This window comes from Janthinobacterium sp. LM6 (assembly GCF_002002885.1).
Lineage (GTDB): Bacteria > Pseudomonadota > Gammaproteobacteria > Burkholderiales > Burkholderiaceae_D > Janthinobacterium > Janthinobacterium kumbetense.
The window spans coordinates 3,313,517-3,329,094 of record NZ_CP019510.1; the positions used below are offsets into that span (position 1 = coordinate 3,313,517).

12 protein-coding genes are annotated in these 15,578 nt (G+C 64.1%); 9 read left to right on the forward strand and 3 right to left on the reverse strand.

Features of this window, described 5'->3' with window-relative positions; genetic code table 11:
- Positions 1–14 precede the first annotated feature (14 nt).
- The 4 genes from BZG29_RS14590 to BZG29_RS14605 are packed head-to-tail and all read left to right on the forward strand — an operon-like array spanning position 15 to position 5,844.
- On the forward strand, positions 15–773 hold the full coding sequence (locus BZG29_RS14590; RefSeq protein WP_077404038.1) for a PP2C family serine/threonine-protein phosphatase: 759 nt from the start codon (positions 15–17) through the stop codon (positions 771–773).
- Positions 770–3,133 carry a hypothetical protein gene (locus BZG29_RS14595; RefSeq protein WP_150130913.1) on the forward strand — a complete coding sequence of 788 codons (2,364 nt, stop codon included), beginning with the start codon at positions 770–772 and terminating at the stop codon, positions 3,131–3,133. The genes BZG29_RS14590 and BZG29_RS14595 overlap by 4 nt, the downstream gene beginning before the upstream one ends.
- Positions 3,134–3,142: 9 nt before the next feature.
- Positions 3,143–4,495: a toxin-antitoxin system YwqK family antitoxin gene (locus BZG29_RS14600; RefSeq protein WP_077404044.1), complete on the forward strand. Its 1,353-nt coding sequence runs from the start codon at positions 3,143–3,145 to the stop codon at positions 4,493–4,495.
- Positions 4,480–5,844, forward strand: coding sequence for a toxin-antitoxin system YwqK family antitoxin (locus BZG29_RS14605; protein WP_077404047.1), 1,365 nt, complete (start codon positions 4,480–4,482; stop codon positions 5,842–5,844). The genes BZG29_RS14600 and BZG29_RS14605 overlap by 16 nt, the downstream gene beginning before the upstream one ends.
- A gap of 222 nt (positions 5,845–6,066) precedes the next feature.
- On the opposite strand, the gene BZG29_RS14610 is transcribed toward BZG29_RS14605, so the two are convergent.
- From BZG29_RS14610 to nadB, 3 genes are all read right to left on the reverse strand, one after another.
- A complete protein-coding gene (locus BZG29_RS14610; protein ID WP_150130915.1) occupies positions 6,067–6,516 on the reverse strand; it encodes a hypothetical protein in 450 nt (149 codons plus the stop codon).
- A gap of 202 nt (positions 6,517–6,718) precedes the next feature.
- Complete coding sequence (locus BZG29_RS14615; protein WP_077404053.1) at positions 6,719–7,132, reverse strand: hypothetical protein; 414 nt, start codon at positions 7,130–7,132, stop codon at positions 6,719–6,721.
- A 121-nt stretch (positions 7,133–7,253) separates the two neighbouring features.
- Positions 7,254–8,867, reverse strand: coding sequence for an L-aspartate oxidase (gene nadB / locus BZG29_RS14620; RefSeq protein WP_034748527.1), 1,614 nt, complete (start codon positions 8,865–8,867; stop codon positions 7,254–7,256).
- 203 nt (positions 8,868–9,070) lie between these two features.
- Between nadB and BZG29_RS14625 the strand changes: the two genes are divergently transcribed.
- The 5 genes from BZG29_RS14625 (at position 9,071) to BZG29_RS14645 (ending at position 15,496) form a co-directional block, all read left to right on the forward strand.
- Positions 9,071–10,459 carry a TIGR03013 family XrtA/PEP-CTERM system glycosyltransferase gene (locus BZG29_RS14625; RefSeq protein ID WP_077404056.1) on the forward strand — a complete coding sequence of 463 codons (1,389 nt, stop codon included), beginning with the start codon at positions 9,071–9,073 and terminating at the stop codon, positions 10,457–10,459.
- Positions 10,456–12,606, forward strand: a complete 2,151-nt coding sequence (gene prsK / locus BZG29_RS14630; protein ID WP_077404059.1) for an XrtA/PEP-CTERM system histidine kinase PrsK — start codon at positions 10,456–10,458, stop codon at positions 12,604–12,606. Before BZG29_RS14625 ends, prsK begins: the two co-directional genes overlap by 4 nt.
- A 4-nt stretch (positions 12,607–12,610) precedes the next feature.
- On the forward strand, positions 12,611–13,966 hold the full coding sequence (prsR, locus tag BZG29_RS14635; RefSeq protein WP_077404062.1) for a PEP-CTERM-box response regulator transcription factor: 1,356 nt from the start codon (positions 12,611–12,613) through the stop codon (positions 13,964–13,966).
- Positions 13,967–14,063: 97 nt separating this feature from the next.
- On the forward strand, positions 14,064–14,507 hold the full coding sequence (locus BZG29_RS14640; protein WP_077404065.1) for a hemerythrin domain-containing protein: 444 nt from the start codon (positions 14,064–14,066) through the stop codon (positions 14,505–14,507).
- A 35-nt stretch (positions 14,508–14,542) separates the two neighbouring features.
- A complete protein-coding gene (locus BZG29_RS14645; RefSeq protein ID WP_077404068.1) occupies positions 14,543–15,496 on the forward strand; it encodes a hypothetical protein in 954 nt (317 codons plus the stop codon).
- The last annotated feature ends 82 nt before the right edge of the window (positions 15,497–15,578 follow it).

Consider the following 15,578-nt stretch of genomic DNA (forward strand, 5'->3'; position numbering starts at 1 on the left):
AAGCCCGCTGATCCATGACTGCAGTACAGAATATCTGGCGCGTGTTCGGCGCCTCCGTCACGGGCAAGGCGCACCTGGATAAAGACATCGCTTGCCAGGATGCGCACGCGCACGCCGTCGCGAATGACGTGCTGGTCGCCATCGTTTGCGATGGCGCCGGTTCGGCCCGGCTCAGCGAACAAGGCGCGCAGTTTGTCGCAGCGCAAACCGTGCAGGCGCTGGCCGGACGGCTGGAGCAGGGCGCCACCGTGCGGGATCTGCATGACGGCGCACTGGCGGGCACCCTGGCGCAGATACGCGCCGCACTGGACGACATCGCCCGCGCCGCCAACGCCACCCTGGATGACTATGCTGCCACCGTCGTCGGCGTGGTCATGGGGCAAGATACAGGCTTCTTCTTCCACCTGGGCGACGGCCTGGGCGTGGCGCAACTGGGCGATGGCGGCGAACTGATCTCGTTGCCAGCCAACGGCGAATACGCCAACGAAACATATTTCATCAGCGGCGAGCGCTGGCGCGAGCAGTTGCGCCTGTTGCCGATTCCCCATGCCACGCGCGGCGTGGTGCTGATGTCGGACGGCTGCATGCCCTTTGCCATGAGCAAGAACAATGGGGGCCTGTACGCGCCGTTCATGGATGCCGTGCAAGGCTATCTGCGCACGGTCGAAAGTATCGAGCTGGGCAATGCGGCGCTGGCGTCCACCCTGGCCGACCCGCGCACGCACCAGATCACGGGCGACGACAAGACCCTGCTGCTGGCCTTGCGCGCATGAGCCGGAAGCAAGGCGTGACACCCGGCCTGAGTCCGGGTGGAAAAATCTGGCTGGATAAAGTCCGCAGTTTGATCTTGGGCAAACTCGTCAAGAGCGGCGGCGCGGGCAGCGTGTACCTGTTGCCCGGCGCGCCCGCGCAGGTTGCCAAGCTGTACCACCCGCACCTGGACCGGGCCGCCAACCGGCGCAAGCTCGAAGCGATGCTGGAACTGTCGCCCGAGTTGCCCGATCAAGTGGAAAACGGCAAGCGCTACGTGCAGATCGCCTGGCCGCAAGCGGCCGTGTTCGACGGCCAGGGCGGCTTTGCCGGGTTCGTCATGCCCCTGCTGGACATGGCGCAGACGGCCGAGCTGGAACAGATCATGCAGGAGCGGCAAGCGCGCGCGGCCGGCCTGCCCACGGGACTCGGTCCCAAGCTGACCCTGGCCGCCAACCTGGCCGCCGTCCTCGATGCGCTGCACCAGCAGCAGCATTACGTGGTCGATTTGAAGCCCGTGAATCTGCGCTTTTACCGCGATTCGCTGTACATCGCCATGCTCGATTGCGACGGTTTCAGCATCCAGGGCCATGCGGAGAGATTTCCTGCCGAGCAATTCACGGCCGACTACCTGGCGCCGGAATTCCAGCGCAAGGGCATGCCGGCGGGCACGGAAATGGCGCAAGACCGCTTCGCCCTGGCCGTCATCATCTTTCAGTTGCTCAACTTCGGCATCCACCCGTACAGCGGGCGGCCCGGCAATGCGCAGGTGGCCACCGATATCCCCGGGCGCATCCGCGACGGCTGCTACGCGTATGGCGTGAAGCGCCACAAGCAGCTGGCGCCGAACGCCACCAGCGGCCATGCGCTGATGCCGCCCGAATTGCGCGCCATGTTCGACCGCGCGTTTTCCCAGTCGCCAAAACCCCAGCGGCCCGCGGCGGCCGACTGGGCGCAGTTGCTGCGCGGCTATGCTCAGCGCAGCGGCGGCAAGTTGACTGTTTGCGCCGTGAATGCCGAACATCAGCATTTTGCGGGTCACGGTTGCGCGGCCTGCGCGCGCGACAAGGTCATCGGTGCGGCCGCGCAAGCCTCCGTGCAGGCGCAGCAGATGCAATTGCAACAGCCGCCGCAGCGCAGCGCGCGCCGCACGGCGCCGGGGCAGGCGCCGGTCGCCATTCCCGCTGCGAATTGGGCTGGCAATGCGGCCGGCAATGTGGCGGGCAACGCGGGCGGCGGCATCACGGGCAAGGGCTGGGCCGTGGTGGTGCTCTTGATCGTGCTGTTCCTGATCGGCTTTACGGCCTGGACCTCGTCGTCCGATGAAGTCAAGGACAAGGCCAACTTGCAGGCGCAGGCCGACCAGGCGGCTGGCCTGGAAGTATTTCGCTGGCGCCCGCGCAAGGCGGCAGGTTTCCAGCCGTCCGATGCGCGCAAGGCCGTGCGCAGCCTGTCGCAAGCCGTCAGCAAGGGCGACGATGACGCCGTCACGCGCGGCTTGCAGTTGCTGTACCGGGCCGGCGAAGAAAAGCAGTCCGGCTACGGCGGCGACCGCACGCAGGCGCAGCTGCGCGCCTCGTTGCTGGAAGGCCTGGGCTGGGTGCCCGGTTATGAGCCGGCGCTGGTCGCCAGTTATCTTGATCTGCTGCAAGCCAACCCGCGCGACCATCTGGTGGCGGCGGCCATGGGCCGCATGCACCTGAGCCTGAACGAACCGCAGGCGGCGCGCCAGTACTTCGAGCAAGCCGTGTGGGCGCGTCCGACCGATGGCACGGCCTGGCTGGGCATCGCGGCTGCTGCACAGCTGCGCGGCGGCGACGAGCGCGATGCCGTCAATCTGGTGGCGCTGGCGCGACTGACGGCTTACCGTTATGCCGTGCAGAACGCCTTGCCGGCGGACCCGGGCGAGCCGGCCGACAATGGCGTCGCGCGCACGATGCAGCGCATGGACCTGACCGCCAAGGTGTTGCGCCTGGCGCAACCGGGCGCCTACCAGAAGCGCTGGGACAAGACGCTGGCCGATGGCGCGCTGCTGGCGCAAAAACTCCAGGCCATGCCGCCGCTGCGGGACCAGGTCGGCGGCGTGCAGCGCGAGACGATGACGACGGTCGACTATGGCGTGCTCGATGCAAAGCACGCGACGGGCGAAAACCGCTTGATCCTGTCGATTGCGGCCGACGGCAGCCTGACGCTTGCGGCAGCGGAATTGCCGATGGAACCCATGCTCAACAAGGCGCTGCTCGATAGCGTGAAGCGCTGGACCTATCTGCCGGCCGTACAGCACGGTCAGTTGATGGATGCCAAGGTGGTGGTGCTGGTGCGTTACCGCGATGGCCGGGTCAGCTTCGTGCCGGGCGGTGTCGCCGTCACGGCGGAAAATTAGAGGAATACCATGAAAATCAAGATGATATGCGCCGTGCTGGGCGCTTCCTTGCTGTATTCAGCCATGGCGCAGGCGGAAATCGTGCAGCGCCTGGTGGTGACAGCGATGGCCAGCGAACCGGACAGCGAAGGCGGCGACGTGTTCACTATCGCGGGCACGACGGCCTGCGGCGGCAAGCAGATCCGCATGGATGCGCGTTCAGTGAACCTGGACGAGGCGCCGTACGAGGCGCTGAAAGTCCAGCTTGCTGAACGCATGCGCGCCAGGACGCCCATGCTCGTCACCCTGAAAAAATGCCCCGAGGATGCGAGCGTGCCCATCGTGCGCCAGATCGCCGCCTGCACGCCAGCCGCCTGCGCCGATGGCCGGGCGCGGCTGTACCTGCACGAAGGTTTCTACCCCATCGAGCAGGAAAACGCGCCCAACGTGCTGCTGTTGCCCTTGCCGAAAGGCAAGCTGCCGGGCACGTGGAAGGTCGAGATTGTTAGCGTGGCGGGCGGCAAGCTGCGCCTGTCCGGCCAGGTTAACAAGGCCGATTATGCCTCCGGCGAGCTGGTGGGCGGCTATGTCACATATTACCCCAATGGCAAGATCGAGAAGCAGGTGGCGCAGGATGGGCAAGGCCGCCAGCACGGCATCGGCAGCAAGTATTATCCGGACGGCACCCTGGAGCTGCGCGGCAACTGGCGCCATGGCATGCCCGAGGGCGAACACCAGCGCTATCACGCGACGGGCAAGCTGAGCGAGACGAGCAGCTACCGCGACGGCCAGCGCCTGGACGGGCCCGTGCAAACCTTCGATGAAAATGGCAAGCCGAGCACCAGCTACACTTTGCGCGGCGGCAAGATGGAAGGCGAGATGCTCACGTATTTCCCGGATGGAAAAGTCTCCAGCCGCTCGGAAATGCAAAATGGCAAGTCCAATGGCGTGACGACGAATTACTACCCCGATGGCGCCGTGCACGCCAGGATGACGCAGGTCAACGATTTACCCACGGGCGAGGCGCTGGAATTCTATCCGGACGGCAAGGTGCAAAGCCGCCAGCAGTATGGCGACAAAGGCGGACTGCTGAGTATCCAGCGCTACAGCCCCCAAGGCGTGCTGGTGCTGGAAAGACGCTGGGATGCGCAATGGCGCGAGCAGGGCACGTCGCGCTCGTGGTATGAAAATGGCAAGCCCGAGCAAGCCATCGAGTACGTGAACGACCGGCGCGACGGCTGGAGCCGCAGCTGGCACGAGGATGGCAGCTTGAAGGGCGAGTGCCAGTATCTGGCCGGCAAGGCCCAGGGCGCATGCGGGGAAGCGCCGCCGGCGCCGGCGCCGGAACTGCAGCGCAAGGAGCAGGCATGGCGCGCCTTGTGAAGCACGTGCTTGGCGCCATGCTGCTGTTGCCGGTGCTGGCCCAGGCCGAGATCGTGCAGCGGCAAGTGGTCAGCGCGATCCAGGCCGAGCCCGGCAAGGGCGGCGGCGTCGTGCTGACCCTGGCCGGCGACAGCGGCTGCGGCGGGCGCCAGGTGCGCATGGATGCCCGCTCGGTCGGGCTGGATGCGGCGCAATACGCGGCCATGAAGCAGCAGCTGGCGCCGTTGATACGCGAGGCGACGCCCTTGCTGATGCGCATCAGATCGTGTCCGGCACCCGGCGCAGCGCTCGCCATGCCCGAAGTCAGCAAGCTGGGCGGCTGCGAGCCGCAAGCGTGTGCCGATGGCAAGGCGCGGCTCTACCTGAACCACAACCTGTCGCGCGGCGAAGTCAAGGAACATGCGCGCTATGCGCTGGTCGTTCCGCTGCCGCCCGGCAAGACGCCGGGCACCTGGCAAGTCGAGATCTATCATGTGCGCGAAGGCGAGCCGAAGCGGCTGACGGGCCAGGTCGACGCCCCCGATTACCTGCGCGGCAAGCTGGTGGGCAATTACAGCATGTATTACCCGCATGGACAGCTGGAAATGCAGGTGGAGCAGGACGGGCGCGGCGTGCAAGAGGGCATGCAGACCCGCTATTATCCGGACGGCCAGATTTCCATGCGCGGCACGTGGCGCAATGGCGTGCAGGAGGGCGAGGAGCAGACTTATCACCAGAGTGGCAAGCTGATCGAGTCACGCACCTACCGCAACGGCGCCCGCGCCGACGGTGTGGTGGAAACGTTCGATGAAAACGGCAAGCTGCGCACGCGCATGACGCGGGTCAAGGGCGAGACGGACGGCGAGCTGCTGCTGTTCTATCCCGACGGCACCGTGGAAAGCCGCAGCCAGCATGACAACGGCATCATGACGGGCCCCAGCATCGGATATTTTCCGGATGGCACGGTGCAGCGCACCGCCAACTACGTTGACGGCAAGCCTGTCGGCGAGAGCGTCGAATATTACCCGGACGGCAAGGTCGCCAGCAAGCGCACGCACATCGATCACTTTGTGTTGCGCAGCGAACAACGCTTCAGCCGAACCGGCGTATTGATCGTGCACAAACTGTGGAATGCGGGCGGACGCGAGGAGGGCGCATTGCGCTCATGGTATGCCGATGGCAAGCCGAGGCAGCTGATCGAATACGTGGATGGCGAACGCCAGGGCTGGACCCGGCACTGGCGGGAAGATGGCAGCGTGGAAAGCGAGTGCCGCTATGTGGCGGACGAGCCGCAGGGGGAGTGCACGGGCGCGTCGGCCAAGATGTCGTACACGGAGGATGGCATCGAGCCGCTGAAACCGGAATCGTGAGCCGGGAACGTCATCGCCGTTCGATCACTGATGCGTGGCCAGCCTTTTTGCCAGGCGTGTACGGGTAATGCAGGGATACCGTATGGCGGATGACATCCGCGATTCGTCCGGTCGCGGCACCGTGCCGGTGGCGTCAAACACCGTTGCCAGCCCGGACTGAACCGTGGCGCATGGCTGCTTGCGCCGAGCAGGGCCTTTTGTGGTCGGCTGCTTTCGGCCTATTTACAAGCGCCCGTCGTTCGAACCATGGATCGACGTACTCGGAAGCAGAAGCCTTGCCTCCCTCATGGGCGCACCAAACCGTAACACGGCGCCTGACGTTGACAGCACCAAAACCAAGCCGCCCTTGATTGTTATTTGATCAAAGGGATTGGATTGATCCGAAACAAACGTCCAAACAGGTTCATGATTTTGCAGCGATTCCAAAACGACTACGCCGATTGAGCCGTGTTCCGCAGCCTCTCCGCACTTAACTATGTACTGTCCGCCATACAGCTCTTCTTGCGCCAGAATCGCGACATTGAGCCAACCGCCAAGTTCCTGTTTTTCACGTACGCTGACCATTCTGGTTTCGTGCACGTCGTAGATATCACCATTGCTGCACAGGAGGCCATTGTGGCTTCGCACCTCCTGGTTCTTCCACTTTATTGCCATCACTGTCATTGATTCCATGTTTAGCAATGGGCGACTGCATGCCCTGAATTAAACAACCTCTATCTTGCAGCAGTTAGCCTCGCTGAAGTAGCCCGGGAAAATTCGACGCAAATCGACTTGGGTTCAGCATCGTTGAAGACGATTGTGTTCTTGCCCGTAAAGGCAGGCCAGAAGCAGCGCATGCCTGTTCAACGGCTGCTTCTGGCCGCTTGAAGCCACCTTAAATTCCATACTTGTTCTGAACGGCGGCCTTAAGCTCAGCCTGCGCCAAGCCTGCTTGCCGCCAAAATTCAAAAAAATACTCCAATGTTTCGGCAGCAGCGCCAATATCCATGGGATGCAAGACGCATATGGCCGTTCTTATTTTCAAAACGTCTGGCTCGTCCGATTGGTCTCGCCCTTCGATTGCTCGCCAGAGGCGTACACGCTCAGCAATGACTTCCTCAGCCGTCGCCGCACCGGTGATGTATCGATTCGCCACAGCGGCTGCTGACTTGGCAACATCAGGCAATTGTGAAGTCACTCTGCCAATAGCCTCAATCATGAATCGCTGAGCTGAAGATTGCTCTGCAGGGTCATCCAGGTCCACCGCAGATGCAATGGCATCAAAAAGTCTCTTATTCAACATTTGCATTACGTTTCGGTGATTGCGCGATGCCTGCGGCGGGGCCGCCTGTGGCAAATGGCGGCACACCGCCACGATTCATCGCACGATGCGCCTGCTTTCAGTATCAGCAGGCGCTTGTGTTTGTCGTCTACCGGTGCGGCGGCGTCAGCACGCTGGCGATGGCCTTCGGCAAGGTTTCCGGATAGTCTCGGCTGAAGTGCAGGCCGCGGCTTTCGCGGCGGGACAGGGCGCTGTTGACGATCATCGAGGCCACGTCGACGAGGTTGCGCAGTTCCAGCAAATCGTGGGTGATGCGGAAGTTGCGGTAGTACTCGTCGATTTCTTCCTTCAGCAGCGCGATGCGGTGCTGGGCCCGCTCCAGGCGCTTGGTCGTGCGCACGATGCCGACATAGTTCCACATGAAGCGGCGCAGCTCGTCCCAGTTGTGGGAAATCACCACTTCCTCATCCGCATCCGTGACCCGGCTTTCATCCCAGTCGGGCAGGTATGGCGTGCCCAGCTTTTCCTTGCTTTCGATATCCTGCGCGCAGGCGCGGCCGATGACGATGCATTCCAGCAAGGAGTTGCTCGCCAGGCGGTTCGCGCCATGCAAGCCCGTGCACGCCGTCTCGCCCACGGCGTACAGGCCCGGCAAGTCGGCGCGGCCGGACAGATCCGTCACGACGCCGCCGCACGTATAGTGGGCGGCGGGCACGATGGGGATAGGCTGCTTGGTGATGTCGATGCCCAGTTCCAGGCAGCGCGCGTAAATCGTCGGGAAGTGTTCGATGAGGAATTCGGCCGGCTTGTGGCTGATGTCCAGGTGCACGTAGTCGAGGCCCCGTTTCTTGATTTCGAAGTCGATGGCGCGCGCCACCACGTCGCGCGGCGCCAGTTCGGCCCGCTCGTCGTGCGCCAGCATGAAGCGGGTGCCAGCCGCCGCGCCCGCTTCGGGCGGCAGTTTCAGCAAGCCGCCTTCGCCACGGATGGCTTCGGTGATCAGGAAGGATTTCGCGTACGGGTGGTACAGGCATGTCGGGTGGAACTGGATGAACTCCATGTTCGACACGCGGCAGCCGGCGCGCCAGGCCATGGCGATGCCGTCGCCGCTGGCCGTGTCCGGGTTGGTGGTATATAAATACACCTTGCCGGCGCCGCCCGTCGCCAGCACGGTATGCTCGGCGGCAAAGGTCAGGACTTTCCCCGTTTGCTCATCCTGCACGTACAGGCCGTGGCAATGCGGTTGCGCATTGCGCTGGGTTGGCTTCATGCCCAGCTTGTCGGAGGTGATCAGGTCGATGGCGCAATGGTGTTCGAACAGGCTGATGTTCGGGTGGGCGCGCACCTTTTCTTCCAGGGTCACTTGCACTGCGTGCCCGGTGGCGTCGGCCGCGTGGATGATGCGGCGCTGGCTGTGGCCGCCTTCGCGGGTCAGGTGGAAACCCAGTTCGGCCGTGGCGTCGCGCGTAAACGGCACGCCTTGCTCGATCAGCCATTCGATGGCTTCGCGGCCGTGCTCGACGATGTAGCGCGTGGCGCTCTCGTCGCACAGGCCGCCGCCCGCGATCAGGGTGTCTTCGATGTGCTGCTGGTGGCTGTCGCCCGAGTCCAGCACGGCCGCGATGCCCCCCTGCGCCCAGTTGCTGGCGCCATCGAGCAGCGCGCGTTTGGAAATGATCGCGACGGTGCGCGTCTCAGCTAAATGCAGTGCAACCGATAAACCCGCCAGGCCACTGCCGACAATCGCTACATCAAATTTCATGACATTTATCTTTTTTTAGGGGAAGCATACTATAGTCCATTTCACATCAATCGGTAATGTGTTGAGATAAATTCTGCCAGTGAAAGATAGCTGGGGCCGTAGCTTGTGGCGTATCAATGTCCTCGTGGAACAGTTCGCCATGATGGCAGGACAGCAGCAGGCCGCCTTGTGCGCGGCGTGTCGCCTTTGCCGCAGGAGGCCCCATGATCCGCATCTTCAGCCATTACGTCTCGAAAACAGCGTTTATCTTGCTGTTGCTGGAAATCCTGATCCTGCTGCTGTCGGCCACCCTGACGTCCCTGCTGTGGCTGGCGGATGGCAGCCGCCTCGTGCGGGCGAGCGAGGTGTATTTGTCGTCCTCGATTTTTGCCCTGGTCATCGTTTTCAGCATGAGCGCGCTGGGCATGTACCAGCACCGCTCGCGCGAAGACATCCGCAACACCCTGTTGCGCATCCTGCCGTCGTTCGCGCTGGGTTTTGCCGTGCTCAGCGTCTTGATCCGCTTTATTCCTTCCTTGCATTTCGGGCGCGGCAGCGTGCTGATCTTCGGCCTGGGCGCCATCGGCGTGCTGCTGGCGCGCCTGGTGGTGTTCAAATCCTCGCAATCGGCGCTGATGGAAGGCCGGCTGATCCTGGTGGGCGGCGGGGCGCTGGCGCGCGAATGCATGGAGTTGGCGGCGAGCAAGATCGGTTTCCACCAGTTTACCGTCGTCGGCTGCATCGACGTGGCTGGCGAGCAATGCTGCGTGCCGGCCTCGGCCTTGTTGCCGGCGGAACCGTCGCTGCTGGCCATGGCCCAGCGCCATGCGGCGCATGAGATCGTCGTCTCCGTCAGCGACCGGCGCAATGGTGCGTTTCCTGCCAAGCAACTACTGGAATGCGCGCTGGGCGGCGTCAAGGTGATCGACGCGGCCACGTTTTTCGAGCGCGAAGCGTGCCAGATCCGCATCGATTCCTTGCAACCGAGCTATCTGATCTATGGCGGCGGCTTCGACCAGAGTTTTTTCCGCGCCGCCTCGAAACGGCTGTTCGACCTGGCCGCCAGCGGCGTCATCTGCCTGGCGGCGCTGCCCGTGATGCTGGCGACGGCCTTGTGCATCCGCCTGGAAGACGGCGGCCCCGTGTTTTACCAGCAAGAGCGGGTGGGGCGCGACGGCTTGCCCTTCAATGTGCTGAAATTTCGCAGCATGCGCTGCGATGCGGAGCGCGATGGCAAGCCCGTCTGGGCGCTGGACAACGATGCGCGCATCACGCGCGTGGGCAAGCTGATTCGCAAGCTGCGCATCGACGAGCTGCCGCAGATGCTCAATGTGTTTCGCGGCGAGATGAGTTTCGTGGGACCGCGCCCCGAGCGCGCCTATTTTGTCGAGCAATTGAAGCTGCAGGTACCGTACTACAACATTCGTCACAGCATCAAGCCGGGCATCACGGGCCTGGCGCAGGTGCGCTATCAATATGGCGCCTCCGTCGACGATGCCGTCAAAAAACTGCAATACGATTTGTATTATGTGAAAAACAATAGCCTGTTCCTCGACTTGCTGATCTTGCTCGACACGGTGCAGGTGGTGCTGTTTGGCAAGGGCAGCCGATGATGCGGGCGCAGTCGGACTGGCTGGCGGCGGCCGACGCAGCGGCCCTCAGCCATGGCCTGGCGTCGCTGGCCTTCTTCGTGCTGGCGCTGCTACTGATCAGCAACTGGCGCGCGCGGCAAAACGTGCGCGCCTTGCTGGTCGCGTGCCTGGCGACGGGCGGCTGGGCGACGGGCACGGTGGTGCTGGTGCTGTTGGGGCAGCGCACGGCGCTGGCCGGCGATGCGCTGGAACTGCTGCGCACCCTGGCCTGGCTGGTGTTCCTGCTGCTGCTGATCGAACCGGCGCGGTCCCGTTTGCGCCTGGTGCTGACCGGCATCGCCCTCACGGCGCTGGCGCCCTGGCTGCTCTCCATGGCCTCGTCCTGGCTGGCGCTGCCTTTGCCGGCGCGACTCATCGCCAGTGTCTGCCGTTTGCTGCTGGCCGTGCTGGGCATGTTGCTGGTGGAACAGTGGTACCGCAATACGCCGCCCTTGAAACGCTGGGGCATCAAGTTTGCGTGTCTCGGTGTCGGTGGCCTGTTCGCCTACGATTTCTATCTGTACAGCGACGCCTTGCTGTTTCGCGCGGTCAACGATGACATCTGGGCCGCGCGCGGCATCGTCGACGCCCTGTGCGCGCCCCTGCTGGCGGTCTCGGCCGCGCGCAATCCGGGCTGGGCGCTGGGCTTGTCCGTGTCGCGCCAGATGCTGTACCGCTCGGCCGCCTTGCTGGGCTCGGCCATCTATTTGCTGGCCATGGCGGCCAGCGCCTACTATTTGCGCTACTTCGGCGGCACCTGGGGCTCCTTGATGCAAATGGCTTACCTGGGCGGCGCGGCCTTGCTGCTGGCGGGCGTGCTGTTTTCCGGCAGCTTGCGCGCCAAGCTCAAGGTGACGATCAACAAGCATTTTTACAATGCCATCTTCGATTACCGCGAGGAATGGCTGCGATTTACGCGCGCGCTGTCCGAAGACGGACCGGACCTGGGCGAACGCACGATACAGGCCATGGCGCAGCTGGTGGAAAGCCGCGCCGGCGCGCTGTGGATCTTGCGCGAGCAGGGCCAGTTCGCGCCGGCGGCCAGCTGGAACTGGCCGCCGGGCACGTGGAGCGAGCCGGCGTCCGGCCCCCTGTGCCAGTTTCTGGAAGCAAGACAATGGGTGATCGACGTGCCCGACTGGGTGCAGAATCCGGACCAGTACGGCGGCTTGCCGTTGCCGCCCGCGCTGCTGGCGCTGCCCGACGTGTGGCTGCTGGTGCCCTTGATGCTGCATGGCCAGCTGTTCGCCTTTGTCGCGCTGGCGCGGCCCCGCACGCGCATCGGCTTGAACTGGGAAATCCGCGACGTGCTGAAAATTGCCGGCAGCCAGGCCGCCAGCTACCTGGCGCACCGCGAATCGCTCGCCACCCTGACGGTGGCGCGCCAGTTCGACTCGTTCAACCGCATGTCCACCTTCATCGTGCACGACTTGAAGAACCTGGTGTTTCAACTCTCCCTGCTATTGAGCAATGCGGAAAAGCACCGCGCCAATCCCGCCTTCCAGGAAGACATGCTGGGCACTTTGGACCATTCCGTGCAGAAAATGAAAACCCTGCTGCAGAAACTGGCGCGCGGCGAAGCGCCGGAAGCGCCCGCGCCGCTGCTGCTGGACGGCTTGCTGCGCCAGGCCGTGGCGGCCAAGGCCAGCCTGGCGCCGGCCCCGTGCCTGGAAATCGTCGATGGCGAACTGACGGTGCTGGCCAACCGCGCGCGGCTGGAGCGGGTGCTGGGCCATTTGATCCAGAACGCCATCGAAGCCACGGCCAGCGACGGCAAGGTGGCCGTGCGCTTGCGGCGCGTGCAGCATACGGCCGTCGTCGAGCTCGACGATACGGGGCAGGGCATGAGCGAACAGTTCATCCGCGAACGTCTATTTACACCGTTCGACACGACCAAGACGGCGGGCATGGGCATCGGCGTGTTCGAAAGCCGCGAATACCTGCGCGAAGTGGGCGGCAGCCTGGAAGTGCGCAGCGAGCCGCAAGTGGGCACGACGTTTCGCGTGATCCTGCCGCTGCATGCGCCTTTGGGGTCAGACCCGCCGGGGGAAATGCGCCTCAATGAGGCGCATTCCAATCCGCAAGGACTGACCCAAAATTCCGCGGCGTCATCCACTGACAGTAGGTGATCGTATGGCGAAACAAAAACTGCTGGTCATCGAAGACGATCCCGGCCTGCAAAAGCAGTTGCACTGGAGTTTTGACGGCTATGACGTCTTGCTGGCGGGCGAGCGCGAGGCGGCGCTGGCGCTCGTGCGGCGCCACCAGCCGGCCGTGGTGACGATGGACCTGGGCTTGCCGCCCGATCCGGACGGCGCCACGGAAGGCCTGGCCACCCTGCAGCAGATCCTCGCGCTGGCGCCGGACACGAAAGTCATCATTCTCTCGGGCAACCAGGAGCGCGCGCATGCCTTGAAGGCCATCGCGCTGGGCGCCTACGATTTCCACCAGAAGCCGTTCGAGGCCGACATGCTGGGCCTGGTCATCGCCCGCGCGTTCTATTTACACGCGATGCAGCAGGAAAACCGCCGCATGCTGCAGACGCAGGCCGATTCGCCGCTGGCCGGCATCGTCAGCCGCGACCCCGGCATGCTGAAACTGTGCCGCAACGTGGAAAAAGTGGCGCCCTCGTCGGCCAGCGTGATGCTGCTGGGCGATTCGGGCAGCGGCAAGGAGCTGATTGCGCGGGGACTGCATGCGCTGTCGAGCCGCCATGCGCAGCGTTTTGTCGCCATCAATTGCGCGGCGATTCCCGAAAACCTGCTGGAAAGCGAGCTGTTCGGCTATGAGCGGGGCGCGTTCACGGGCGCGGCGCGGCAAACCCTGGGCAAGATCGAACTGGCCCACGGCGGCACCTTTTTTCTCGACGAGATCGGCGACATGCCGATGCCGCTGCAGGCGAAACTGCTGCGCTTCCTGCAGGAAAGAGTCATTGAGCGTGTCGGCGGGCGCGCCGAGATCGCCGTCGACGTGCGCATCGTCTGCGCCACGCACCAGGATTTAAAGGTGCTGGCGGAGCAGGGACGTTTCCGCGAAGACTTGTTTTACCGCCTCAGCGAAATCGTCTTGCGCATTCCGCCCCTGCGCGAGCGGGCCGGCGATGCGGCCTTGCTGGCCCATCATTTCAAGAACAAGTTCTGCGCCAGCGAAGGCCGGGGCAGCCTGCACTTCAGCGCGGGCGCGCTGCAGCTGATCGAAAGCTATGGCTGGCCCGGCAATGTGCGCGAAGTGGAAAACTGCATCAAGCGGGCCGTCATCATGAGCGACGGCCCGCAGATCGCCGCCGACGACCTGGGCTTGCCCGCCAGTGCCCGGGCGGCGGCCCCGGATGAACCGCTGAACCTGCGCCAGGCCCGCGAAGGGGCCGAATACAAGGTGATGGTGCGCGCGCTGGCGCGGGCTGACGGCAATATCGCCAAGGCGGCCGAACTGCTGGGCGTGAGCCGGCCCACCCTGTACGACCTGATGAGCCACCACGGCATCAAGTAGGCAGGCAGTGTATTAAAAATCAAGATTGTGTAAGGCGTCGCACATACGCCGGCGCCGCCGTGGCGCATCCTTGCCTCATCCACAACGAGGAGGCGCCATGAACGCGATCAGTTTATTGATGCAGGACCATAAAGCCGTGAAGGCCTTGTTTGCCCAGTACGAAGGCTTGAGCGACCGCTCATTTGCCACCAAGAAAAAGCTGGCCGATCAGATCTGCCAGGAACTCACCGTGCACACGCAGCTGGAAGAAGAAATCTTCTACCCGGCCGTGCGCCGCCCCATCCACGATGGCGACCTGATGGATGAAGCCCTCGTCGAGCACGCGAGCGCCAAGGAACTCATCGCGCAGATCGAAGCGATGGACCCGGCCGACGAGCTGTACGACGCCAAGGTCAAGGTGCTGTCCGAGCAGATCGAGCACCACGTCGGGGAAGAAGAGGGCGATATGTTTCCCAAGGTGCGCGATACGGCCGTCGACCTCGATGCGCTGGGCAAGGAAATGGCCGCGCGCAAGGAACAGCTGACGGGCGTCGCTGCCTGAATGGCTTAAACAATCAACAAGCAAGGGAGTATTTCATGCAAGCTACACAACTGTCCGTCTCGGACTTGAACAATCCGGGCGTCTCCTGGGGCGCCGTACTGGCGGGCGCTGCCGCTGCGGCCGCCTTGTCCTTCATCCTGCTGATCCTCGGCGTGGGCCTGGGCCTGTCGTCCGTGTCGCCGTGGTCGTTCAATGCGACGGCCATCGGCGTGTCGACCATCGCCTGGCTGGCCTTCATGCAGCTGGCCGCGTCCGGCATCGGCGGCTACATGGCGGGGCGGCTGCGCGTGAAATGGAGTGCCATCCACACGGATGAAGTGCATTTCCGCGATACGGCGCACGGTTTGCTGGCCTGGGCCGTGGCCACCTTGATCACCGTGGCCGTGCTGGCCGGCGGCACGCGCGCCGTGCTGAGCGGCGCCATCGACGCGGGCAGCGGGGTGGCGGCGGCAGTGGGCCCGGCCGTAGGGGCGGGCGCAGGTGCTGCAGGTGCGGCAGGCGCTGCCAGCGCCAGGCAAGGCGAGGGCGGTGGCGCCAATCCGCTCGATTATTTCTCGGACATGTTGCTGCGCGCGGCTCCGGCCCCGGCTGACGCTGCCACCGGCACGCCGGCGATGGCGAATCCTGGCGCGACGGCCGCCGACCAGCGTCTTGAAATCGGCAAGATTTTCGCCACCAGCCTGTCCACGGGCAGCCTGGCCGCCGATGACCGCGCCTATCTGGGCCAGCTCGTCGCCAGCCGCACGGGCTTGACGCAGGCGGAGGCGCAAGCGCGCGTCGACGCCGTCTACGGCCGCGCCGCCAAGGCTGCCGCCGATGCCAAGGCGCAGGCACAGCAAGCGGCCGAAACGGCGCGCAAGGCCGGCGCCCACACGGCACTGTGGATGTTCGTCGCCTTGCTGCTCGGCGCTTTCGTGGCTAGCCTGGCGGCAACGTTCGGCGGGCGCCAGCGCGACCATGAGCGCGTGCTGCGCCACGTCACCATCTGAACCCCCCACCATAAAATCAAGGAGTCTGCCATGCGTTCCATCCTCTTGCTGTTGCTGGGCATTCCATTGCCCATCGTCATAC

Bases quoted from the DNA above. Each gene is read 5' to 3' on its own strand.
- BZG29_RS14590 (WP_077404038.1), top strand. From the start codon at position 15: ATGACTGCAGTACAGAATATCTGGCGCGTGTTCGGCGCCTCCGTCACG.
- BZG29_RS14595 (WP_150130913.1), top strand. From the start codon at position 770: ATGAGCCGGAAGCAAGGCGTGACACCCGGCCTGAGTCCGGGTGGAAAA.
- BZG29_RS14600 (WP_077404044.1), top strand. From the start codon at position 3,143: ATGAAAATCAAGATGATATGCGCCGTGCTGGGCGCTTCCTTGCTGTAT.
- BZG29_RS14605 (WP_077404047.1), top strand. From the start codon at position 4,480: ATGGCGCGCCTTGTGAAGCACGTGCTTGGCGCCATGCTGCTGTTGCCG.
- BZG29_RS14610 (WP_150130915.1), bottom strand. From the start codon at position 6,516: ATGGAATCAATGACAGTGATGGCAATAAAGTGGAAGAACCAGGAGGTG.
- BZG29_RS14615 (WP_077404053.1), bottom strand. From the start codon at position 7,132: ATGCAAATGTTGAATAAGAGACTTTTTGATGCCATTGCATCTGCGGTG.
- nadB (WP_034748527.1), bottom strand. From the start codon at position 8,867: ATGAAATTTGATGTAGCGATTGTCGGCAGTGGCCTGGCGGGTTTATCG.
- BZG29_RS14625 (WP_077404056.1), top strand. From the start codon at position 9,071: ATGATCCGCATCTTCAGCCATTACGTCTCGAAAACAGCGTTTATCTTG.
- prsK (WP_077404059.1), top strand. From the start codon at position 10,456: ATGATGCGGGCGCAGTCGGACTGGCTGGCGGCGGCCGACGCAGCGGCC.
- prsR (WP_077404062.1), top strand. From the start codon at position 12,611: ATGGCGAAACAAAAACTGCTGGTCATCGAAGACGATCCCGGCCTGCAA.
- BZG29_RS14640 (WP_077404065.1), top strand. From the start codon at position 14,064: ATGAACGCGATCAGTTTATTGATGCAGGACCATAAAGCCGTGAAGGCC.
- BZG29_RS14645 (WP_077404068.1), top strand. From the start codon at position 14,543: ATGCAAGCTACACAACTGTCCGTCTCGGACTTGAACAATCCGGGCGTC.